We start from the raw sequence: 20,867 nt of genomic DNA on the forward strand, positions 1-20,867 counted from the left end.
TTCGGCTCAGGCCAGCAGGCCCGTATCGGTCGGCAAGGTCGCGATGACGGCGTTGAGCCGAGCGGCGTGCGCCTCGGAGGCGGCCACCAGCCGTTCGGGGTCGCCGACCAGAAAAGCGTCGAGCATCGCGCGGTGGTCGGCGTGCAGCTGCGCGCGGTCGGCCGCACTGACGTGCACCATGGACTGCACGGGTTCGGTGACATTCCAGGCGGTTTCGAGCATGTGCAGCAGCCGGTGCATGCGGGACGGCCGGGTCAGGGCGGCGTGGAACTGCCGGCTCTGCCGGTGGTAGGCGGCCGCGTCGTCATCGGCGATGGCCTGCTCCAGCAGGTGGTTCACGGCGACGGCCGCCGCCCGGTCGGTGTCGGTCGCATTCGCCACAGCCGCCAGCAGCGATGCCGATTCCAACGTCTCGCGCACAATGTACATTTCGCGCAGCTCCTGGGCCGTCAGCAGAGCCACGGTGTATCCGGAGTTCCGCTTGTGCGTGACGAGGCCCTCTCCCATCAGGGTTTTCAGCGCCTCCCGCACCGGGATCTGGCTGACCCGGAACACGTCGGCCACCTCGGCCAGCGGAATCGACGTGCCCGGCGGGACACCACCGGCGAGGATCGCGCGGCGCAGCTCGTCGAGCACAGCCTGCTGCGACGGACCGTCCGCTGCGGCCACCAACTGTTCGAGCAGGGCCGAACGCCGTCGAGGCCGCATGGCAGGCGACGCTAGCGCGCGAATGTTGCGCGGCGTGGTCGGTGAGGTTTCCGGCCGATTAGAGCCCTGCCGCGACTTCCCACAGCGCCCGCAGGTCACCGGGTTCGGTGCGCAACGGGCTCAGCGCGACGTCGGTGGCACCGGCGTCGAGGTAGACCTGCAACTGGGCCCGCACCTGCGCAACGGATCCGATCGCCGCGAGTTCAGCCACGCTCGATACTCCCTCGCGCGCAATGACTTTCTGATACGACGGGATGGTCTCGTAGAACGACAGCCGCTGTGCGGCCACCTCGCGGGCCGCGGCGACATCGTCGGTGACGAGCGCCGGGACCATGGCGACGACGCGTGGCGCGAGCCGGCCCGCGGCCGCGTCGGTGATGGTCGGCACGATGAATTCGCCCACGGTGCGCGGACCCGCGAGGAACGGCAGCGTCCCGTCGGCGAGTTCGCCGGTGACCCGCAACGCCTTGGGGCCCATCGCCGCCACGTACACCGGCACCGGAGTCCCGCCCGGCACCCGGACCGGCCACTCGGGGCTCGCGGTGAACTGGGCCCCGTGGTAGTCGACCGCGCCGTCGTCGAAGGTCGCCCGCAGCACCTCGAGATGCTCACGCAACCGGCCGACGGGATCGGTCCACACCGTGCCAAACGCCTGATGTTCCGGGGCGTGTGAGCCCAGGCCGAGCCCCAGCGTGAAGTTGCCGTGCGTCGCGGCCTGCGCGGTCTGCGCCGCCGATGCGACCAGCAGCGGATGGCGCGGGTTGATCGGCACCACCGACGTGCCGACGCCGAGGCCGGGCACCGCGGCCCCGATCAGGCCGGCCAGCGTGATGGCGTCGACGTCGAACTGCTGCGCGAGCCAGATCTGTCTGACACCCGCGGTAAAGGCGTTGCGCGCCTGGTTGATCGCGTCGTCGACGACGTTGGCGGCGGATGGATTCAGGGGAAGCACTACTCCGGTCGGCATACTCGCACCAACCGGACCGGCGCGGCGCGCTATTCCGTTCTATTCACGGTGCGCGTTAACCATGACACGCTGCCGCAGCTGCTCGATCGCGACGTCGAGCACGGTCCGTTTGGCGCGATTGATCAGGAACTCGGGGATCGGCATGGCCAGGTCGACGAGGATGTCGAACCGCACCCGGGTCTTGTCGATCTCCGGGGTCAGGTTGTACTCGATGTGCTGGCCGCGCTGCTGCAGGTTGGGCTCGGCGTCCCACACCATCCAGTACTCGCCCCAGTGGTACTCCAGTAACTCTTTGTCGGTGATGCCCAGCAATCGCATGGTGGCCTTGACGTGGTGAGGCCGGCCATCTGGGTAGCGATCGATGACCTCGACGTGACGGTGCACCGAAGACCAGGATGGCAGGGCATCGACGTCGGCGAGCACCGCCATGATCGCCTCCGGCGAGGCGTCGAAGACGACTTCCCGCGATGCCCTGACTGCCACACCGGCAAATGTAGTGACTACCCCGCCGGCTAACTACCGGTTTCGGCCGATCGGCGTGCCACGATCACGGGCGTCTGCACCGATTCGACGACCGTGGCGCTGACCGAGCCGAGCAGCATGCCGGTGAATCCGCCGCGGCCGCGGCTGCCGACGACCACCAGCTGGGCACCGTCCGACTGCTCGACCAGCTGATAGGCCGGACGGTCGCGTTGCACCACGCGCCGCACCGGCACATCCGGGTAGCGCTCGCACCAGCCGGCCAGCTGCTCGGACACCACGCGATCCTCCCGCGGTTTCAGCTCGGCCCACTTGACGTCGGGAAAGTCGTAGTCCAGGTCGTTCCAGGTGTGCACCACGACGAGTTCGACGCCGCGCCGGGACGCCTCGTCGAACGCGATCTCGGTGGCCAGCTCGGACGCCTGCGAGCCGTCGACACCGACGACCACGGGTGCGTCGTCGGCATGCTGCGGGCCGTCGTGGATCACCGCGACCGGGCAATGGGCGTGCCGGACCAGGCTGGCGCTGACCGAACCGAGCAGCCGCCTGCCCCACTTACCGAGCCCACGGCAGCCGACCACCAAGAGGTCGGCGTTGTGGGAGTAGTCGATCAGCGTGCTGACCGAATGCCCGGACACCACCTCTGCGGCGAACTGCAGGGGTTCGCCGCCGGCCGTCACCTTGTTCGCGAGGTCGCGGGCCTGCGCCACGATCTCCTGACCGCGCTTCTTCTGCCACGCCCAGTAGTCGTCGGGAAGGCCCATGTCGAGCCACGCAGGCGCGGCCGCGATGGGCAGGGCGTGGACAAAGGTCAGTGGCACCCGGCGCAGCGCCGCGTCCCGCGCGGCCCATGCCACGGCCGCATCGGACGGCGGCGAGCCGTCGACTCCGACGACGATGCCGTGGCGAACCGGCTCTGCAGACATGTGAATCTCCTTTGCTGGTAGGTGTTTACGATTCGGGATCGCGGCAGATCAACACCGGCACCGGGCTGTGGTGCAGCATGTTGAGGCTCGTGGATCCGAGCAGCGTGCCGGCCAGGGCGTTACGGCCCCTGGTGCCCACCACGACCAGTTGCGCGTCCTCGGCGTGGCGCAGCAGCGCCTTGCCCGGGGATACGGGTTCGACGAAGCACTTGGCCTCGACCGACGGATGCTTGGTGTTTGCACCGTCGACGGACTCGGTCAGCGCGACCAGTTCGGCCGCCTCCAGGCCTTCCCAGTCGATGAGGAACGGGATGGTGACACCGGCCTCGGGCGGCGCGGTGAACGACAGCGACCGCACCGCGGCCAGGCCCGCGCCGAAGCGCTCGGCGAATTCGAACGCCGCCGCCAGTGCTGCCGCGGCTGCAGGGCTGTCGTCGACGCCCACGACGATCGGACCGTCCCCCGGTTCGAACCGATCCCCACGGAACGCCACCACGGGACATGCGGCCCGGGTCGCCACCGACAGCGATATCGAGCCGAGCAGCAGCGCCGCGGCCGGCGTCACCGACTTGCCGCCCAGCACCACGAGCCGCGCCTCCCGGCTGGCTTCGATCAGTGCTTCATCGGCGGGTTCGTTCACCGAAGCCGTCGTCACCGTCAGGTCGGGCCGACCGGATCGGACCGCGTCGGCCGCGGCTTTGAGGTAGAGCTCGGCACAGTCCTGCTGGTAGGACATCATCGCCGCGGTCATGGCGGCGGCGGTCTGAGTCAGGTTGCGGCCGAGGACCGGCAGCGCGTACACGATGTGCAGCGGCGCACCGAACCTGTCGGCAACGGCGCCTGCCCAACGCGCGGCGTCGATCGCCGAGTCACTGCCGTCGATTCCGACCACGACCGGTTTGGTGGCGGGATTCGTCATGTTGTCGTTCTCCCTTACTTCGATGCGGATCAGTGGGTAGCGGTCAGCAGAACTTTCAGCGCACCGGTCTCACCAGCGCGGCCGAACACGTCGTAGGCGGATTCGAAATCGCCGATCCCGAACCGGTGGGTGATCATCCGAGCCGTGTCGAGCTGACCGCTCACCACCAGCCCGATCAGCGTCGGCGTCGAACACGTGTCGACGAGGCCTGTGGTGATCGTGAGGTCTTTGCCCCAGATGCGCTCGAGGTGCAGCGTGGCAGGGGCGCCGTGGACACCGATGTTCGCGAGGTGTCCACCGGGGCGCACCAGTTCGACTGCCTGCTCGAAGGTTTCGGGCAGGCCGACGGCCTCCATCACGACGTCGGCACCGAGACCCGCGGTCAGCTCGTCGATCACGGCGCGGGGATTGTCCCGGCTCGGATTCACCACCACATCGGCGCCGAACTTGCGCGCCGACTCCAGGCGGGAGTCCGCAATGTCGATGGCGACGATGTGGCTGGGACTCACCAGCCCGGCCGTCATGATCGCCGCAAGACCGATCGGTCCGGCGCCGACGATCGCGACGACGTCGGCGGGCCGCACCGCGCCTGCCAACACCCCCACTTCGTAGGACGTCGGCAGGATGTCGGCGAGCATGACCATCTGCTCGTCGGTGACGCCGTCGGGAATCTTGTAGGTGGATCGGTCGGCGAATGGAACACGTACATACTCGGCCTGCGTGCCGTCGATCATGTGGCCAAGAATCCAGCCGCCACCGCCGAGGCATTGCCCGTAACGCCCTTCGCGGCAGAACCGGCAATTGCCGCAGGCGCTCACACACGACACCAGTACGCGGTCCCCGACGGCGAGAGTCTGCACGGCCGCACCGACAGCGGTCACCGTGCCCACGGCTTCGTGACCGAGAATGCGACCGGGTACCACCTCCGGCACATCACCTTTGAGGATGTGCAGGTCGGTGCCACAGATGGTGACCGCATCGACCTGCACGATGGCGTCGGTCGCGAACTGAATCGACGGGTCCGGAACCTCAGTCCAGGCGCGGTCGTGCGGGCCCTGGTAGACGAGCGCTTTCATGATCGCCTTGACCTCTCGCGGCAGGTGGGAGCAGCCATGTCCCCATGCTCGTCCCGACGCAGCGACCACACCAGCGGTCAATGGGCCCTATCCGAGGGTCTAAATGCCCTACCGGGCTGTTCTCAGTTCGATCCACTTCGTCACGAACTTGTCGATTCCGGAGGCCGGTGCCGCATTCATCCCGGTTCGCTCACGCGACCGCGAGCACCCGGAGGGTCTCGTCGTCAGGCGACGGTCACCGCTGACCTCCTTGGCCTCCTTGGCCGTCACGTGTGGTCGGGCGGTAGGGCGATCCAACGTCCTCGCCGTGATCGCACTGCTCGGCCACTTGCTCCCGGAGCACTAGGGACACCAGTCGTCGTCTTCGTCCCCGAGCGGCGGGCGCGGCTCGCGCATCACCCGCACCGCCCAGATCACGCCGCAGATCACCGCGCCGACGATCGCCCAGAAGAGCAGCTGTCCCGCCAGTGCGGCCATCGTCATACCTCCTCGGAGTCGTTCAATACGGCACTTCGCCTTAACAGTTCATCCGCAAGGGGTGTGCGCCACAGCAGTGGTGACACACTCGAAGGGCCAGTCGTCGGGCGCCGTGATCAAACGTGCCACCGCCGAGTTCCATCAGCCTGTAGCACCGCATCAGGTCCACACCATCGATGCGGCCAGAAACAGACCCCATCCGAATCCCGCGCCGTATCGTCTTCCGCCCCATTCGAATTCATGCAGTTCTTGCGCAGGAAGATATTCATCGAACAGAGCTGACGTGGAGGTCACGGTAACCGGCCCGAAGTGTTGTGCGAAGTCAGCCGTGTCCATGCTCCACGGCGGCTGGTCGGTCGGAGCCTCGGCGACTCTCACCTGCCCTCGGACGCGCCTGTACCCGGCAGCCCGAATCGATCCGTCGCGGTCGGCGGTAGCGGTGAAATCGAAGTCCGGCCACAGGATTCCCGGAAACGTCAGCGAGCCAATCTCGGGCGTTTCTGCCCCGACGAGTGCCCGGAGGTTCTCGAACTGAGTCGTCTCGTCATTCAGCAGGTCGGCTACCCGCCGATGGATGCGTTCTGCATCGCTCAACGACAGGCCGTGCTCGACGAGCTTCGCCTCGCGCACGGCGTCTCGGTTGATCAGGCCGTACTTCATGGTCACCAACAGGTACACCTCGAAATCAAGCGCACCAACGAGGGGGGCCGCGTTCATCACTGTCTCCTCTGTCATCCCAGATACGGTAGAAATTGGCTCAGATCGCCCCGAAACACTGTTACTGCTCCGTCGGGGGACACCTGCATCGCAACCCCCAGCTGAGGTAGCGTCGGCAAGACCATTTTCGTTCCATCAGGCAGCGTGGCGATCCCCGCCGTCGCGCCGAAAGCCCTTTGCGAAGCTATGTTCGCGACCTGCGCCGCATCCGCCTGACCGAGGTTCAGCGCAGTTACCCGATCGGCCAGTGTCTGAGTTTGAGAAGGTCCGCCGGCCGGAAGCGAAGCGACTTCTTCACCGATCTGGGTGCCGATCGCGTCGGGAGCGTGGTGCTCGACGGTCACGTCTGGCAGCGGCGCATGATGCTCGACGACCGGGGCCGGATGGTGTGGGGCGGGGGTGTCGACGACGTCATGCGGGATACGTGCGTCGGCGACGTCGTCGAGGGCGCCGCGGGCGAGGGCTCCTTCTCCGCCGAACGGGAGGGTCGCGGCGCCTGCGGTGGCATCGAATGCCCTCTGCCCAGCCCAGTAGGCAGGGTTGTCGGTCGCGGCCTTGAACTCGTCCGCGATGCCTCTGACCAAGGTGCCGTACGGATCCTTGATGACGTCTTCGGCGGTTCCGACGACACCGGTACCCAAGTCCTTCCAGGCGTCCTTGAAGTTGTCGAATCCGTCTTGGCCCGTCAGTCGGTGGACGGAGTCCTCCAAGCCGCGCCACGCATCGCCGAACCCGTCGCCGAAGCCCGGTTTGGGCATCGCTTCCGGCGTGGGCGGGGTGTAGGGCGCCACAGGCTGCTGAGCCTTGGCCACCATCTCGTTGAGCCGCTGCTCGATCTGGTCAGGCGGAACCCCCTGCTGCTGCAAGAGCGGTCGCGTCGCGGACTTGAACTCTTCGACACGAGCGGGATCCAGCTTCGGCGCTGCGGCGGGCGCCGGTTGAGGGCGTTCCTGCGGTCCGACAGGCGGCTGCACATTGCCGAGCACCTCCGGCAGCCCGCCCGGCGTTGCCTCGCCCGGCTTGGCCGGCTGACCGTCCGCCGGCTTCCCCTCCGGGGGAGGATCGTTGGCGCCCCGCAGGTCTCCAAGGTCACCGCCGGCGTCGCCTGTGACCGTCGGCTTCCCGTCGGATTTCTTCGCGGCGTCCTCGACCGACTTCGGGACCGCGAACGGGCCGATCTGACCCGTCGCCTGTTCTGCAGGGGGCTGGGGCTTGTCCTTTGCGTCTTCGGGCGGCTTGTCCTGCACCTTGTTGTCGACAAGCTGGATCGTGCCCTCGCCGTCTCGTCCTTCGCCCTCGCCTTCGAACTTGATCCCTTCAAGCTCACCGGCTTTCGCCTGCAGGCGCTGGCCGACGTGGGCGTCCGCGGCGACGAGCCGCTCGGCGTTCCATCGGATGTCTTCGGCGTGCTCGGCCGCGGCCGCCTGCCGCGCACCCGCGGTGGACTCGTCGCTCTCACGGGTGTCGGTGACCGAGAGGTCTTCGCCGACGCTGAACCCGTCCTCCTCAGTCTCGGCGATGGCCGCGAGCACGTCGCGCTTAGCCGCGTTGATGTCCGTGACGCCATTCTCGGCGATGCCGGCGGCCTCACGCAGCACCGTGCCGTGACTGCCGACGACACCGATGTCGGCGGTGACTCGGCTAAGGGCGGCGTCCTTCGCGTCGCCCTCCCACGTCGTGCCGCCGGGCGACGAGATGTTCTGGCGGTGCTGGTCGAACAGATCCTCGGACGCGGTGGCGGCGCTACGCCAGCCGGTAGCGGCGTTGGCCAGGTCCGAGGTGTCCCACTCCTCGACCTCCGACCGGGTGGGTAGAACACCACCCGAGCCGGAAGGAGCAGCGCTCACACACTCACCGTCGTGATGGCTTCGCCACCGTCCTCGTCGGTGGTGTCGTACCGCGCGCTGCTCACTGACATATCACCGGCCTGGCCGGTGACACGTTGTGCGTGCCGTGCCTGCACGGCAGTCAGGGCGGCGTTCACCGCAGCCACACCGGCACTACTCGGTCTCGACCCGGATGCGCCGCCGGACTCGACGCCCAGCAATGCCGAGGTGGCGAATTCACTGTCAGCGGCAGCTGTCCGCAGACCCACCGAATCGACTTCAAGGTCGTTTGCCATCGCCAATCCCTCAATCGACGAACACCTGGTCGTGAGACTGTCTCACGATTTGCCCTCTCATTGACACACGTTTTGGTGCGGGGTCGGTGAGCGGTGAGTCATGGCCCGTACTTGATCCCGCAGGGCAACTCCAGCGCCGCGTCCATGTCTGTGCACGACTGACTACTACCTTGGCCGTCGGTTCAACGGGCGGACCGGGCGCGACCTTCAGAGGTCATCTAGACCCAGCCGATGTCCTCGATTGCAGTGGTGCCCTGCGGCGGCGTGCCCGGCGCGCCGGCCGGGGTGCGGGAGAACCGCGGCGCGGGCGCCGCCTGGTCGACCCCGCCGACCTCGATCAGGGTCGAGCGGGCCCGCAGGTGTTCGTTCTCGGCGGCCTCGCCCCAGGTCAGGACGGGCGTGACGCACGCGTCGGTGCCCGCGAAGATCTTGGTCCACTCGTCGCGGGTCTTGGTCGCGAAGCGTTCGGTGAGGATCTCACGCATCTCGTCGTAGCGCGCCAGCTCGAACTGGCCGGGAATCTCGTCGGCGTTCAGCCCGAGGCCGGTCAGCAGTTGCGCGAAGAACTGCGGCTCGATCGACCCGACCGCCATATAACCGCCGTCGGAGGTCTCGTAGGTCCGGTAGTACGGCGCACCGCCGTCGAGCAGGAAGGATTCGCGTTCGTCGCGCAGCGACCCGGTGGCCCGCATGGTCCACATCATCTGCGACAGCATGCTGACGCCGTCGACCATCGCGGCATCGATCACCTGCCCCTTGCCGGAACGTTCCCGCTCGTACAGCGCCGTGACGATGCCGATGACCACGAGCATCGAGCCGCCACCGAAATCGGCGACCAGGTTCAGCGGGGCCACCGGCGGCCGGTCGCGGTAGCCGATCGCGGAGAGCGCGCCGGTCTGCGACAGGTAGTTGATGTCGTGGCCCGCGGTGCTCGCGAGCGGGCCGTCCTGACCCCAGCCCGTGATGCGCGCGAAGACCAGCCGCGGATTGACGGCCTCGCACTCGGCCGGCCCGATGCCGAGACGCTCACACGTACCCGGGCGGAAACAGTCCAGCAGCACATCGGCTTTGGCGGCCAGCTCCAGCAGCTTCTCCGGTTCTGCCTTGACGTCGAGATCCACGATGCGCTTGCCGCGGTGCAGCAGGTCGACGTTCTCGGCGGGCATGGTCAGCCCGCCCGGGCGGCGCACCCGGACCACGTCGGCCCCCAGATCGGCCAGCATCATCGCGGCGTGCGGGCCGGGACCGATGCCACCGAGTTCGACAACTCTCACCCCATCCAAAGGGCCTCTGTCAGTCATGCCAGGCAGACTAGCGGGATGACCGATCACGGCTACACCGTCGGTGACTATCTGCTGGACCGCCTCGCCGAACTCGGCGTGACCGAGATCTTCGGCGTACCCGGTGATTATCAGCTGGAATTCCTCGACCACATCCTGGCCCATCCGACCCTGCGCTGGGTGGGCGGCGCCAACGAGCTCAACGCCGGCTACGCCGCCGACGGCTACGGCCGGCTGCGTGGCATGGCCGCGTTGGTGACGACGTTCGGCGTCGGCGAGCTTTCCGCGGCCAACGCCGTGGCAGGCAGCTTCGCCGAGCACGTCCCCGTGGTACACATCGTGGGCGCGCCGTCGAAGGACTCGCAGGGCGCCCGACGCATCGTGCACCACACCCTCGGCGACGGCGACTTCGAGCACTTCCTGCGGATCAGCCGCGAGATCACCTGTGCCCAAGCGAATCTGGCGCCGGCGACGGCCACCCGGGAAATCGACCGGGTGCTTTCGGAGGTGCGCGAGCAGAAGCGGCCCGGCTACCTGCTGATCGCCACCGACGTGGCGCGCTTCCCCACCGAGCCGCCTGTCGCGCCGCTGCCCCGCTACACCGGCGGCACGAGCCCGCGGGCGTTGTCGCTGTTCACCGAAGCAGCCGCGAAGCTCATCGACGACCACCAGCTGACCGTCCTCGCCGATTTCCTGGTGCACCGGATGGGCTGCGTCGACCAGCTCAACGCGCTGCTCGCGGCCGACACCGTGCCACACGCCACGCTCATGTGGGGCAAGAGCCTGGTCGACGAGAGCTCGCCCAACTACGTGGGTATCTATGCCGGTGCGGCCAGCGAGAATTCGGTGCGTGAGGTGATCGAGGACGCGCCCGTGCTGGTGACCGCGGGGGTGCTGTTCACCGACATGGTCAGCGGCTTCTTCAGCCAGCACATCGACCCGGCCCGCACCATCGACATCGGCGTCAACCAGAGTGTGGTCGCCGGGCAGGTGTACGCACCGCTGGACATGGGCGCGGCGTTGGATGCGGTGACGGCGATCCTGTCCGAACGTGGCATCACCTCACCGGCATTGCCAGCATTACCCCGCCCGCAGGCCGCCGAGCCGCCCGCCCGTGATGCCGCTCTGACCCAGAAGGCGTTGTGGGACAGGCTCTCTGAGGCCTTGACGCCCGGCAATGTGGTGCTCGCCGATCAGGGCACGTCGTTCTACGGCATGGCCGGGCACCGGCTGCCGTCCGGTGTCACGTTCATCGGGCAGCCGCTGTGGGGTTCGATCGGCTACACGCTGCCGGCCGCCCTGGGCGCCGGGCTCGCCGACCGCGAACGCCGCACGGTGTTGCTGATCGGCGACGGCGCCGCCCAGCTGACCGTCCAGGAACTCGGCGCGTTCGGCCGTGAAGGGCTGGCCCCGGTCGTGGTGGTGGTCAACAACGACGGCTACACGGTCGAACGGGCGATCCACGGTGTGACCGCCGACTACAACGACATCACCGGGTGGCGCTGGACCGAACTACCCACGGCGTTGGGCGTTCCGGGTGCGCTGACGTTCCAGGTGAGCACGTACGGCGAACTCGACGACGCGCTCACCGCGGCGGCCGCGACCCGCGATCGCATGGTGTTCATCGAGGCCGTGGTGGCCCGCATGGACATCCCGCCGCTGCTGACCGAGCTGGCGCAGTCCGCGTCGGCGGCGAATGCGGGTTGACGTCCGATCACGAGGTGCCGGGTGCTCTTGCGAGTTCGGTGTGCCGCGGTCGCGAACCACGTTGCCGACGGCGAAGATTGGCCCTAGCAACCCGGTACAGGATCGCCGGGTGGAACAACCGGGCCGGCCCGTCCACCAAGCCGGTCACCTTGAAGAACTGGGCGTGCACCTCCGCATCGGTCTCGCAAGCGGTCAGCACCCGGTCGACAAAGCGATTGGTCATCCGCATCGTCGGCGTGCGGTGCCCTTCCACCTCCGGGAACGCCAGGTCGGAGCCCGCGGCCAGGGCCCATGCCACGCCGATCGATTTGGCCGCGGCCTGGAAGTAGCGTCGGGACAGGTTGGCGGTGCCGCCGGTCAATGCGTCCCGCAAGGCCACCGCGTCCATCGCGGCCACCGACATGCCCTGTCCGTAGATCGGATTGAAGCTGCACATCGCGTCGCCGCACACCAGCAGGCCGGCGGGGAATCGTCGCATCTTGTCGTATCGCCGCCACTGGCTGGACGGCAGCCGGTGCTGCACCACCGGCGCGAGGGGTTCGCCGGCCCGCACGGCGTCAAGCAGATGAGGCGGCGCGAATTCCTCGACGAAGGACAGCATGCCGGGCAGATCCCGGGGCGGTTCGTGCCCCACCATTCCGTAGGTCGTGAAGATCCACACGTCGTTCTCGTAGCCGAACAGAAACATCCCGGTCGGGCGGCCCGGCACGGAGCTGATGATGACCAGCATCTCCTCGAGGGTGCCTGGAGGGATCCGCAGTTGCTGACTGACGTACGTGGTGCGCATGACCACGTGGTCCTCGGTCGGTCGACCGTAGCCGAGCCTTTCCAGGCACACGGGGGTATTCGCGCCGCGCCCCCGGGCGTCCACGACCAGATCGGCCGCCAACTGCCGCTCGCCCGCACCGTCACGACCGACGACTCGCGCTCCGGTGACGCGGTTGCGGTCCGCCGTGGCGGTCAGTTCGGCGACGTCGTGGCCGTCCAGGATCGTGACGTTGCCGATGGCCTGCAGGCGACGCCGGACGTGGCATTCGAGTAGCGGCCTGCTCGGCTGGTACAGCGCCATTTCCCGGTGATCGGCAGCAGTGCCTGCGGCTTTACCTGATCGCCGCATGAGGTGACCGCCGTAGGAAATGTGGAACCGCGACATCTCGCCGTCGTCCCAGACCGGGGCACCGGCGGCCACCACCTCGTCGAGGATCCCCGGAAAGAACTCCCGCACCGTCAGGGCACCTCGCGCGAGCAGCGCATGGACATGCCGCCCCTGGGGCACGCCGCGGCGATTGACGGGATCCTCGGGCAGCACATCCCGCTCGACGACCGTGACCGTGTCATAGAAGTCGGTAAGGACGCGGGCCGCCAGCAAGCCCGCCATGCTGCCGCCGAGAACCAGTGCGTGATCGCCGAGTTTCTGCATCGCAACCCCTAGCGGTCCGGACGAATGGGCCGCTGGAATTGTCCGGCGCCGACGAAACGGCGACCTAGTGTCCTGCGCCGGGAATTCGTTGAAGATATGAACCGAGTCGTTCGAAGATCTCGTCGGCGGTCTTGGTCCAGTTGAACGGGCGGGGGTTGTCGTTCCAGTCTGCGATCCACTCGCGAATGTCCTTCTCGAGGGCCTGAATTGAGCGGTGAACGCCGCGGCGCAGTTTCTGGTCGGTGAGTAACCCGAACCACCGCTCGACCTGGTTGAGCCACGACGAGTAGGTCGGGGTGAAGTGCATGTGGAATCGGGGATGGGCGGCAAGCCATTTGGTTACTGTCGGCGATTTGTGCGTCGAGTAGTTGTCGCAGATCAGATGGACGTCCAGGTCAGCGGGCACGGTGTTGTCCAACTTGGTCAAGAACTTCTTGAACTCGATCGCGCGGTGCCGGCGGTGAATCGAGCCGTAGACCTCGCCGGTGGCCACATCCAGGGCGGCGAACAAGGTGGTGATTCCGTGCCGCACGTAGTCATGGGTGCGGCGCTCGGGCATGCCGGGCATCATCGGCAGGACCGGCGCGCTGCGATCCAAGGCCTGGATCTGCGATTTTCATCGACGCAGAGCACCAGTGCCTTCTCCGGCGGGTCCAGATACAACCCACGACGTCACGGACCTTGTCGACGAACTGCGGGTCGTTGCTGATCTTGAAGGTGTCCACCTGATGCGGCTTGAGGCCGAACGACTTCCAGATCCGTCCGACCGTTGACTTCGACAACCCGGTCTCAGCCGCCATCGAAGACCGCGACCAGTGCGTGGCGCCTTTGGGTTGACGCTCCAACGTGGCCACGATCAGCTGCTCGACCGCCTCGTCGGTGATCTTGCGCGGCGCACCAGGACGCGGCTCATCGGCCAGACCTCCAGTCGCGCCTCCAGGAACCGTCCACGCCATTTGCCGACCGTTTGCGGCCACACACCTTCATCAGCGGCGACTTCCTTGTTGGATTTCCCTGCCGCGCAACCCAACACGATCCGACAACGTTGGGCCAACGCCTGCGAGGACTTCGATCGACGGGCCCACCGCTGCAACGTCTCACGTTCGTCGTCGGTCAACACCAACTCGACTACCGGCCTACCCCTGGTTCCCACCCGCCAATTCTACAATTAATCAACTAATTTACGGCGCAGGACACTAGAGTAGGCCACTACCCCAATTGGTCGACCGGTCGTCGACGGTTCACCGAATCCGACGAAAATGTCGTGCCATCAACGGATATACGACATTTTCGTAGAACTCGGCGCGGGCGCTAGCCGCCCTTCTTGACCTTGAGTACCTGCTTGCGCAGGCCGTCGGTCGCGGTTTCGACGCCACCTTTCATGGTGCGCTTGAGAATGAACCCGGGCAGCGGGACCGCCAGGTCGATCGTGATGTCGAACCGCACCCGCGTCTTGTCGCCCTCGGGCGTCAAGGTGTAGCTGGCATCCTGCGCCTTGAGCTGTCCGGCCCGGATCAGCGTCCAGCTCACCTTGTTCTCGCTCCAGGTGTACTCGACCACCTGCTCGTCGGTCAGCCCCGCGGCCTTGATCCGCATCTTGACCCGATGCGGCCTGCCGTCGTCGTGCGTGTCGAGGATCTCGGCGCTCTGGTACTGCGGGGACCAGGTCGGTGTCGCCTCGACGTCGGCGACGACGTCGAGGATCTCCTGCGGCGTCGCCTCGATCACTACTTCCCGGGAATCGCTGGTTGCCATGCGCGAAGAGTACTCGGGCTACGCTCGGCGACATGACCAAAGTCGACCCGGCAGCTCCGCCCAGCGGCACCGGTTGTGTGGAATGCGAAGCTGACGGCGGCTGGTGGATCCACCTGCGGCGCTGCGCGGCGTGCGGGCACATCGGCTGCTGTGACGATTCGCTCGCCAAACATGCTTCGGCGCACTGGCGCGAAACCGGGCATCCCATCATCCGCTCGTTCGAGCCGGGCGAGGACTGGTTCTGGGACTTCGAAACCAACGAGTACTACGACGGTCCCGAACTCGCGCCGCCGCAGAACCATCCGACAGACCAACCGGTACCGGGCCCGGAGGGCCGCGTGCCTGCGAACTGGGTCTCGCAGCTGCGCGAACGCTAGCCGTCCAGCACGGCCTTGGCGGCGTTGTAGCCGGGGATGAACGTGATGCCGGGCCCACCGTGGCAGCCCGCACTGCCGAGATACAAACCGGCAACCGGAAGCGGTTGGTCGGCATAGCCTTTGGGGCCGGGACGGTTGGGGCCCAGCTGTTCGGGATGGACGAGGCCGTGACAGTAGTCGCCGCCGGGCGCGCCGAACATCGTCGCCATGTGCCGCGGCGTGAACGTGGTGTGGCGGATGATGCGTCGTTCGAAATCCGGTGCCAGCCTGGTGATCTTCTCGATGACCCGCCGGCCCATCTCGGTTTTGAGTTCGCCGTAGCTCGACGCGGACTCCTCGACCGGGAACCACAGGGAGAACGCCGAGGCCGCGTGCTTGCCCTCGGGCGCGAGGCTTCGGTCGTGCGCCGAGGGAATCTGGAACGCGATGGCCGGGTCGGCGGGCACGATCCCGCGCCGCGCGTCCTGCCACTGCTGCTGCAGTTCTTCTGGTGTGCTGAAAATGCCGATGGCAGCCTGCATCTCAGGGTCGTTGAGCAGTTCGTAAGGCTCGCCGAATGTCGGCGCGCCGTCGAGCGCGAAGTGCATCTGCAGGTAGCTGCCGCGGTGGTCGACGTGGCCGAACCGGTCCCGGACCTCGGCGGGGAGCGCCGCGGGGTCCACGAGTTCGGTCACCGTGAGATCAGGCGCGACGGCCGAGACGACCACGGGCGCGGTAACTGTCTCACCACCGGCCAGCCGCACGCCGGTGACATGGCCGGCGTCGACCAGGATCCGTTCGACCACGCTGCGTAGCCGCAGCTCACCGCCGTTGTCGGCGAGCAGGCCGGCCAGGTGCTCGGTGAGCGCGCCGATGCCGCCCGCCAGCTTCTTCATCAGCATGGCGTTCTCGTCGGGGACCGCGAGCCCATAAGCCAAGGCGGCCGCGCTACCGGGCGTATCCGGGCCGCGGTAGGTGGTGTTGACCGCGAGGAAGGCCAGCATGCCGCGCAGCGCACCGTGCTTCTCGCGATCGGGCAGGTGGCGGTCGAGCACATCGCTGACCGAGCCGAACAGCACATCGCTGATGGCTGATCGTTCGGATTCCGTGGTGGCACAGGCATACATCTCATCGAGCGTGCGGGGCGGGCGGCCCGCGTCGAACCGGCCCAGCGCCCGGATGGGGGCCTGGCTCCACGCCATCAAACCCGCCATACCGGTCACGGCGTCGGCGCCGTGCACCTCGGCGAGATGCGTGAGCATCTTCATGGGGTCGGCGTAGTACACCACCGGCGCATCGCCGACCCCGCGCAGCGATACCGACATGACCTCGAGGTCGATGGTGGGCAGCGCGTCGAGGCCCAGTTCGCGGCTGACCACGGCCGAGGTGGGGAACTGCAGCGACCCGGCGATCTCGAAGCGGTAGCCGTCGAAAAGCTCGACCGTGGACGCCATCCCGCCGGCGTACCGCTTGGCTTCCAGGCACACCGTACGCAACCCGGCGCGTTGCAGCAGGGCGGCCGCGGTCAGCCCGTTGTGGCCCGCGCCGATCACGATCGCGTCGAAGTCCGCCATCGGCTGAGACTCACACGCGACGCAAAGTTTTGTCAATAGTGACGAAACTTTCGCGGTCGGCTCGGCGCTGAGTCAGCGGCGAGTGTCAGCGGCGGACGTCAGGCCAGGCCCGCACGCAGGGAATCCAGCGCGGCCCGGCACAACCGCGCGAGTTCCGGCAGCGACCGTTCGCCCGCGTCGTTGCCGACCATCCAGACCTCCATCGCCCCGAACACCGCGGCCGCGACACACCGGGCCGTGACGGCGATGCGCAGCCGTTCGTCACCGACGGGCGGCGCTGGTGCGCGCCGGGTCAGATGGTCGGCGACGGCGTCGGCGAAGTCGGTCTCGACCTGGCGGATGTGGCGCACGATGCGGCCCGGGTCGAGCTCGGCGGACCGCATCGACGCGATCTTGGTGACGGCGTCGACGTCGTACGGAAAAGCCAGGATCGCCGACGACACCGAATCGAGGATCGACTCGCCCACCGGACGCTCGGCCAGCGCGGCCCGAAACCAGTGCAGGCCCGCGTCGTAGTCGGCGAACAGCAGGTCGTGTTTCGACGTGAAATGGCGGTAGAACGTGCGCAGCGAAACCCCGGCGTCCGCCGCGATCTGTTCTGCCGAGGTGTCCTCGACCCCCTGCGCGAGAAAGCGCACCAATGCGGCCTGGCGCAGCGCTTCACGCGTGCGTTCGCTGCGTGCGGTCTGTGCAGGCCGAGCCATGCCGGTAAGTTACCGCACCCTCGCAATGTCAATATTGACAAAACTTCGATTGGCGAGTGTGCTCACGAAATGGTGTCTCTCCTCGTTCACGCGATCCTGGGTATCGCCGTCGTCGCGCTCATCGTCCGGCTCAATCCGCAGATCTTCTCCCGCCCACCCGGTCCGGCGTTCTCGCCGATGGAGGTGGCGTTCTACGCCGTGGGCATCGCGTCGATCCCGCTGTGCTGGTACTTCAACGCGCAGTTCGTCGCGCAGTACGCGGTCGCGGGCGGCAACCCGATCTGGGGACCGGGCAGCTGGGCCGAGTTCATCGAGCTCGGCTACACCAACCCGGCCGCGAGTTCCGCGAGCGCTGACTACACGATCGCCAACGTCATTCTGCTGCCGCTGTTTTCGATCGTCGACGGGTTGCGCCGCGGTATCCGGCACCCGTGGCTGTTCTTCGTGTCCAGCCTGTTCACAAGCTTCGCGTTCGCGTTCGCGTTCTACTTCGCGACCATCGAACGCCAGCGCAGGCACCAACAGACCGGGGTGCCGGTCGGTTAACCCGCCGTGACGGCCGGGCTCTTGCGTGATCGGCTCCGCAGCCGGGACTGCGCGAACCCGATCACGTCGTAGTACCGCGACGGCGCGATGCGGGCGAGCGCGTCGAGCACGTAGGCGTCCGGGCCGACCAGGATGCGCGCCTTGCCGGCCTCGACCCCGCGGTGGATGATCTCGGCCGCCTTGTCGGGCTGGGTCAGCGTGATGGCGGCAAACTCGTCGGCCATCTGCTCCTTCGAGCGTCCAAGCCCCTCGGGATCCTGGTGGAACCGCGCATTGCGCACGATGTTGGTGTTGATGCCGCCGGGGTGCACGTTGATCGCCGTCACCCCGGTGCCACGCAGCTCCTGGCGCAGCGAGTCGGTGAACCCGCGCACTGCGAATTTGGCGGAGCAGTACGCGCTCTGGTTCGGCATGCCGACGAGCCCGAACACGCTTGAGGTGTTGACGATCGCACCCTCGTCCTGCGCGACGAGCAGCGGAAGAAACGCCCGCGTGCCGTTGACCACACCGTGAAAGTTGATGTCCCACAGCCAGTTGTCGTCTTCGACGACTGCCTCGAGGACTTTCGTGGCGACCGCGACCCCGGCGTTGTTGAACACCGCGCCGATGGGTTGCGGCGCCCAGTCGTGCACCTCGCCGGCGAAGTCGCGCTGTGCGTCGGCGTCGCGTACGTCGAGCACCCGGGTCAGTGTGGGCCCATGCAAGCTGGCCTCGGTCTCCTTGAGGCCGCGCTCGTCGACGTCGGCGATGGCCACCGGGCACGAGTGCGCCGAGAGCCGCTGCGCGAGCGCACGCCCGATGCCCGAGGCCGCCCCGGTGATGACGACCGTGCGGCCACTGATGGTGCGACGCTTGCTCACTGCTGCTCCTTGAGGTCGGTGTGGGTGACGGGCGCCCAGGTGGTGTGGTCGGCGATGAGGTCGAGCAGCCGGGTCCAGGCGCCCGCGGGAAGATCATGGCCCATACCGACGATGGTCTCCAACCGGGCACCGGGGATCGCCCGCGCGGTGGCGGCGCCGCCGGTGGGATGGACCATGCGGTCCCGGTCGCCGTGGATCACGAGTGTCGGCACGTCGATCTGCCCCAGTTCGGCGGTGCGGTCACCGGACGCGAAGATCCCTGCCAGTTGCCGGGCCACCCCCGCCTGGCTCTGATCGCGATCCCAGTCGGTGCCCGCCTTCTCCCGCACCCACGCCTCATCGAACGGGAACCCGTGAGAGCCGATGTGCCGGAACATCTTGACCGCACCTTCTACGGCCTCTTCGCGGTTGCGCGGCGGGCGCCGGGTGGCCATCCGCAGCCACGTCGACAGTGCGGGCCTGCCGATGCGCGGAGCCCCGGTGTTGGACATGATCGACGTGAGCGTGCGCACCCGGCCCGGATGGTGCGCGGCGACGGTGTGGGCGATCATGCCGCCCATCGAGACTCCGACCAAATGGGCATCGGGGTAGCCGAGCGCGTCGAGCAGGCCCACGGTGTCGCGGGCCATGTCGCCCAGATGATACTGCCGGGAATCGTTGCCGCCGCGCAGGATCGCCACCGGATGCGGCGCGCGGAACGTCATGTGGCTGGACCTGCCGACGTCGCGATTGTCGAACCGGGTGACCCGGTACCCGCGATCCGCCAGCGCGGTGACAAACCCCAGCGGCCACGAGTGCAGCTGCTGGCCCAGCCCCGCGATCAGCACGATCGGCGGGTCAGCCGGATCCCCGAACTGCTCGTAGCACAACCGGATTCCGCGTCCGGCGTCGACGATGCGCTGATCCGCGGTCATGCCGACACCTGCTCGGCGTCGCTCCGGGCGGGCGACACCGACGCGACCCTCCTGCGGTACACCACGGCCCGCCCGCCCTGGGCCGGGGCGGTCGCGATGCCGCGGGAGTGGCGCCGCTCCCCGGCCGAATACGTGGTGCCGAACTCGAATTCGCGCAACAGCGTACGCAGGGTCACATTCATCTCCATGTTCGCGAAGGACGCCCCGATACAACGCCGGATACCGCCGCCGTAGGGAATCCAGGTGTAGGTGTCGGGATTCGTGCCGAGGAACCGGTCGGGGTTGAACCGGGCCGCATCGGTGAAACTCTGCTCCGATTCATGTGCGGCGGCGATGTTGACGATCACCGTGCGGTCATCGGGTACAACCCACTCCCCCAGCCTGATTCGAGCCCGGGTGAACCGCAGCGTGGCCTCCACGACGGGGCGCGTGCGCTGCACCTCCCATATCGTGGCCTGCCGCAGCTCCGAGCCGCCGGCGTCGGCCTCCGCGGCCAGCCGCGCCAGCAGCCGGGGATGTCTGCGCAGTCGCTCGATCGCCCACGACAATGTGGTGGCCGTCGTCTCGTGCCCCGCGGCCAACAAGGTGAGCAGTTCGTCGGCGATGTGCGCGTCGGCGATCGGGGAGCCGTCGTCGTACCGAGCATGCAGCATCAGCGCCAGCACGTCGGCGCGCTCTTCGAATGCCGGGTCGGACCTGGCCTCGGCGATCAGCTCCGCGATGATCTCGTCGTACCGGCGACGGCCCCGGACGACTCGGCCCCACGGGCTCCACGGACCGAGATCGCGCCGCAGCGCCGAGGGCAACACCGCCATGCGCGAAGCTAGCGGCACGAGCGGCGGCAGCAGCTTGCGCAGCTCGTCGAACGCGGTGCCCTGCGCGCCGAACACCGTCCGCAGGCTCGCGTTGAGGGTTATGCGCATCATGGGTTCGAGCGTCGGGAACTCCCTGCCCTCGGGCCAGGTCGCGATCTCGCGCAGCACCTCGTCTTCGACGATCTCCTCGTAGCCGACCATGCGCTTGCCGTGAAACGGCGGCACGAGCAGCTTGCGGCGCTCCCGATGCTCGTCGCCGTCAAGGCTGAACGACGAACCCGGGCCGAGCACGGCACCGAGATTGGAGGCCCGGTGCACCAGATCGCCGCCCGTGCTGAACAGCTCCTTGACCAGGGCGCGATCACTGATCACCACGGTCTCGCCGAACACCGGCAGATCGACCGTGAACACGCCGCCGTAGCGTCGGCCCACGGCCGCGAGCGCGCGATGCCGCGCGGTGAGGAATGCCGCCCCGATGAGCACCTTCGGCACGCGCGGTCCGGGCGGCAGTCGGACCGGGTCGGTCGTCGCTTGCGCCATGGCG

21 protein-coding genes and 1 pseudogene are annotated in these 20,867 nt (G+C 67.7%); 3 read left to right on the top strand and 19 right to left on the bottom strand.

The features are described 5' to 3' along the window. Positions 1 to 6: 6 nt before the first annotated feature. The 11 genes from G6N67_RS05890 to G6N67_RS05940 form a co-directional block, all read right to left on the bottom strand. Positions 7 to 708, bottom strand: a complete 702-nt coding sequence (locus tag G6N67_RS05890; RefSeq protein ID WP_036433617.1) for a GntR family transcriptional regulator — start codon at positions 706 to 708, stop codon at positions 7 to 9. Positions 709 to 766: 58 nt separating this feature from the next. Further along, positions 767 to 1,675: an LLM class F420-dependent oxidoreductase gene (locus G6N67_RS05895; protein ID WP_036433616.1), complete on the bottom strand. Its 909-nt coding sequence runs from the start codon at positions 1,673 to 1,675 to the stop codon at positions 767 to 769. 39 nt (positions 1,676 to 1,714) lie between these two features. Next, positions 1,715 to 2,158 (bottom strand): SRPBCC family protein, encoded by a 444-nt coding sequence (locus G6N67_RS05900; protein ID WP_036433615.1) that lies wholly within the window; start codon positions 2,156 to 2,158, stop codon positions 1,715 to 1,717. Positions 2,159 to 2,187: 29 nt separating this feature from the next. Beyond that, positions 2,188 to 3,081, bottom strand: coding sequence for a universal stress protein (locus G6N67_RS05905; protein WP_036433614.1), 894 nt, complete (start codon positions 3,079 to 3,081; stop codon positions 2,188 to 2,190). A 25-nt stretch (positions 3,082 to 3,106) separates the two neighbouring features. Next, positions 3,107 to 4,000 (bottom strand): universal stress protein, encoded by an 894-nt coding sequence (locus G6N67_RS05910; RefSeq protein ID WP_036433613.1) that lies wholly within the window; start codon positions 3,998 to 4,000, stop codon positions 3,107 to 3,109. A gap of 29 nt (positions 4,001 to 4,029) precedes the next feature. Continuing rightward, entirely contained in the window at positions 4,030 to 5,076 is a 1,047-nt protein-coding gene (locus G6N67_RS05915; protein ID WP_036433612.1) for a zinc-dependent alcohol dehydrogenase family protein, read from the bottom strand. Positions 5,077 to 5,418: 342 nt separating this feature from the next. Next, a complete protein-coding gene (locus tag G6N67_RS05920; protein WP_163642124.1) occupies positions 5,419 to 5,559 on the bottom strand; it encodes a hypothetical protein in 141 nt (46 codons plus the stop codon). Between the two features lie 153 nt (positions 5,560 to 5,712). After that, a complete protein-coding gene (locus G6N67_RS05925; protein WP_083612763.1) occupies positions 5,713 to 6,288 on the bottom strand; it encodes a hypothetical protein in 576 nt (191 codons plus the stop codon). Further along, positions 6,285 to 8,117, bottom strand: coding sequence for a hypothetical protein (locus tag G6N67_RS39085; protein WP_063835124.1), 1,833 nt, complete (start codon positions 8,115 to 8,117; stop codon positions 6,285 to 6,287). Before G6N67_RS39085 ends, G6N67_RS05925 begins: the two co-directional genes overlap by 4 nt. After that, on the bottom strand, positions 8,114 to 8,392 hold the full coding sequence (locus tag G6N67_RS05935) for a hypothetical protein (protein ID WP_036433609.1): 279 nt from the start codon (positions 8,390 to 8,392) through the stop codon (positions 8,114 to 8,116). The genes G6N67_RS39085 and G6N67_RS05935 overlap by 4 nt, the downstream gene beginning before the upstream one ends. Positions 8,393 to 8,610: 218 nt before the next feature. Continuing rightward, positions 8,611 to 9,693 carry a CaiB/BaiF CoA transferase family protein gene (locus tag G6N67_RS05940; RefSeq protein ID WP_036433608.1) on the bottom strand — a complete coding sequence of 361 codons (1,083 nt, stop codon included), beginning with the start codon at positions 9,691 to 9,693 and terminating at the stop codon, positions 8,611 to 8,613. 18 nt (positions 9,694 to 9,711) lie between these two features. On the opposite strand from G6N67_RS05940, the gene G6N67_RS05945 reads away from it, so the two are divergent. Beyond that, on the top strand, positions 9,712 to 11,379 hold the full coding sequence (locus tag G6N67_RS05945; RefSeq protein WP_036433607.1) for an alpha-keto acid decarboxylase family protein: 1,668 nt from the start codon (positions 9,712 to 9,714) through the stop codon (positions 11,377 to 11,379). A gap of 7 nt (positions 11,380 to 11,386) precedes the next feature. Here G6N67_RS05945 and G6N67_RS05950 read toward each other — a convergent pair whose 3' ends face one another. The 3 genes and pseudogenes from G6N67_RS05950 to G6N67_RS05960 form a co-directional block, all read right to left on the bottom strand. Continuing rightward, the gene (locus tag G6N67_RS05950) at positions 11,387 to 12,799 is read right to left on the bottom strand and encodes an FAD-dependent oxidoreductase (RefSeq protein WP_036433606.1); all 1,413 of its coding nucleotides are present in this window, start codon (positions 12,797 to 12,799) and stop codon (positions 11,387 to 11,389) included. A 64-nt stretch (positions 12,800 to 12,863) separates the two neighbouring features. Next, positions 12,864 to 13,952: pseudogene (locus G6N67_RS05955) on the bottom strand (IS630 family transposase). Positions 13,953 to 14,110: 158 nt separating this feature from the next. Next, entirely contained in the window at positions 14,111 to 14,554 is a 444-nt protein-coding gene (locus G6N67_RS05960; protein WP_036433605.1) for an SRPBCC family protein, read from the bottom strand. Between the two features lie 32 nt (positions 14,555 to 14,586). Between G6N67_RS05960 and G6N67_RS05965 the strand changes: the two genes are divergently transcribed. After that, a complete protein-coding gene (locus tag G6N67_RS05965) occupies positions 14,587 to 14,931 on the top strand; it encodes a UBP-type zinc finger domain-containing protein (protein ID WP_036433604.1) in 345 nt (114 codons plus the stop codon). Here the strand turns inward: G6N67_RS05965 and G6N67_RS05970 are convergent. Then, positions 14,928 to 16,484 (bottom strand): phytoene desaturase family protein, encoded by a 1,557-nt coding sequence (locus G6N67_RS05970; RefSeq protein WP_036433603.1) that lies wholly within the window; start codon positions 16,482 to 16,484, stop codon positions 14,928 to 14,930. The two genes, G6N67_RS05965 and G6N67_RS05970, sit on opposite strands and share 4 nt — an antisense overlap. A gap of 98 nt (positions 16,485 to 16,582) precedes the next feature. Continuing rightward, positions 16,583 to 17,188 carry a TetR/AcrR family transcriptional regulator gene (locus G6N67_RS05975; protein ID WP_036433602.1) on the bottom strand — a complete coding sequence of 202 codons (606 nt, stop codon included), beginning with the start codon at positions 17,186 to 17,188 and terminating at the stop codon, positions 16,583 to 16,585. A gap of 69 nt (positions 17,189 to 17,257) precedes the next feature. Here G6N67_RS05975 and G6N67_RS05980 point away from each other — a divergent pair, with 69 nt between their 5' ends. Further along, positions 17,258 to 17,734 (top strand): DUF2834 domain-containing protein, encoded by a 477-nt coding sequence (locus G6N67_RS05980; RefSeq protein ID WP_036433601.1) that lies wholly within the window; start codon positions 17,258 to 17,260, stop codon positions 17,732 to 17,734. Here G6N67_RS05980 and G6N67_RS05985 read toward each other — a convergent pair. Genes G6N67_RS05985 through G6N67_RS05995 form a run of 3 tightly spaced genes read right to left on the bottom strand, consistent with a single transcriptional unit; the run spans position 17,731 to position 20,863 of the window. Then, positions 17,731 to 18,594: an SDR family NAD(P)-dependent oxidoreductase gene (locus G6N67_RS05985; RefSeq protein WP_036433600.1), complete on the bottom strand. Its 864-nt coding sequence runs from the start codon at positions 18,592 to 18,594 to the stop codon at positions 17,731 to 17,733. The genes G6N67_RS05980 and G6N67_RS05985 overlap by 4 nt on opposite strands. Next, positions 18,591 to 19,508, bottom strand: coding sequence for an alpha/beta fold hydrolase (locus G6N67_RS05990; RefSeq protein WP_036433599.1), 918 nt, complete (start codon positions 19,506 to 19,508; stop codon positions 18,591 to 18,593). Before G6N67_RS05990 ends, G6N67_RS05985 begins: the two co-directional genes overlap by 4 nt. Beyond that, positions 19,505 to 20,863: a cytochrome P450 gene (locus tag G6N67_RS05995; protein WP_036433598.1), complete on the bottom strand. Its 1,359-nt coding sequence runs from the start codon at positions 20,861 to 20,863 to the stop codon at positions 19,505 to 19,507. Before G6N67_RS05995 ends, G6N67_RS05990 begins: the two co-directional genes overlap by 4 nt. Positions 20,864 to 20,867: the final 4 nt, after the last annotated feature.

This window comes from Mycolicibacterium mageritense (assembly GCF_010727475.1).
GTDB classification, from domain to species: Bacteria; Actinomycetota; Actinomycetes; order Mycobacteriales; family Mycobacteriaceae; genus Mycobacterium; species Mycobacterium mageritense.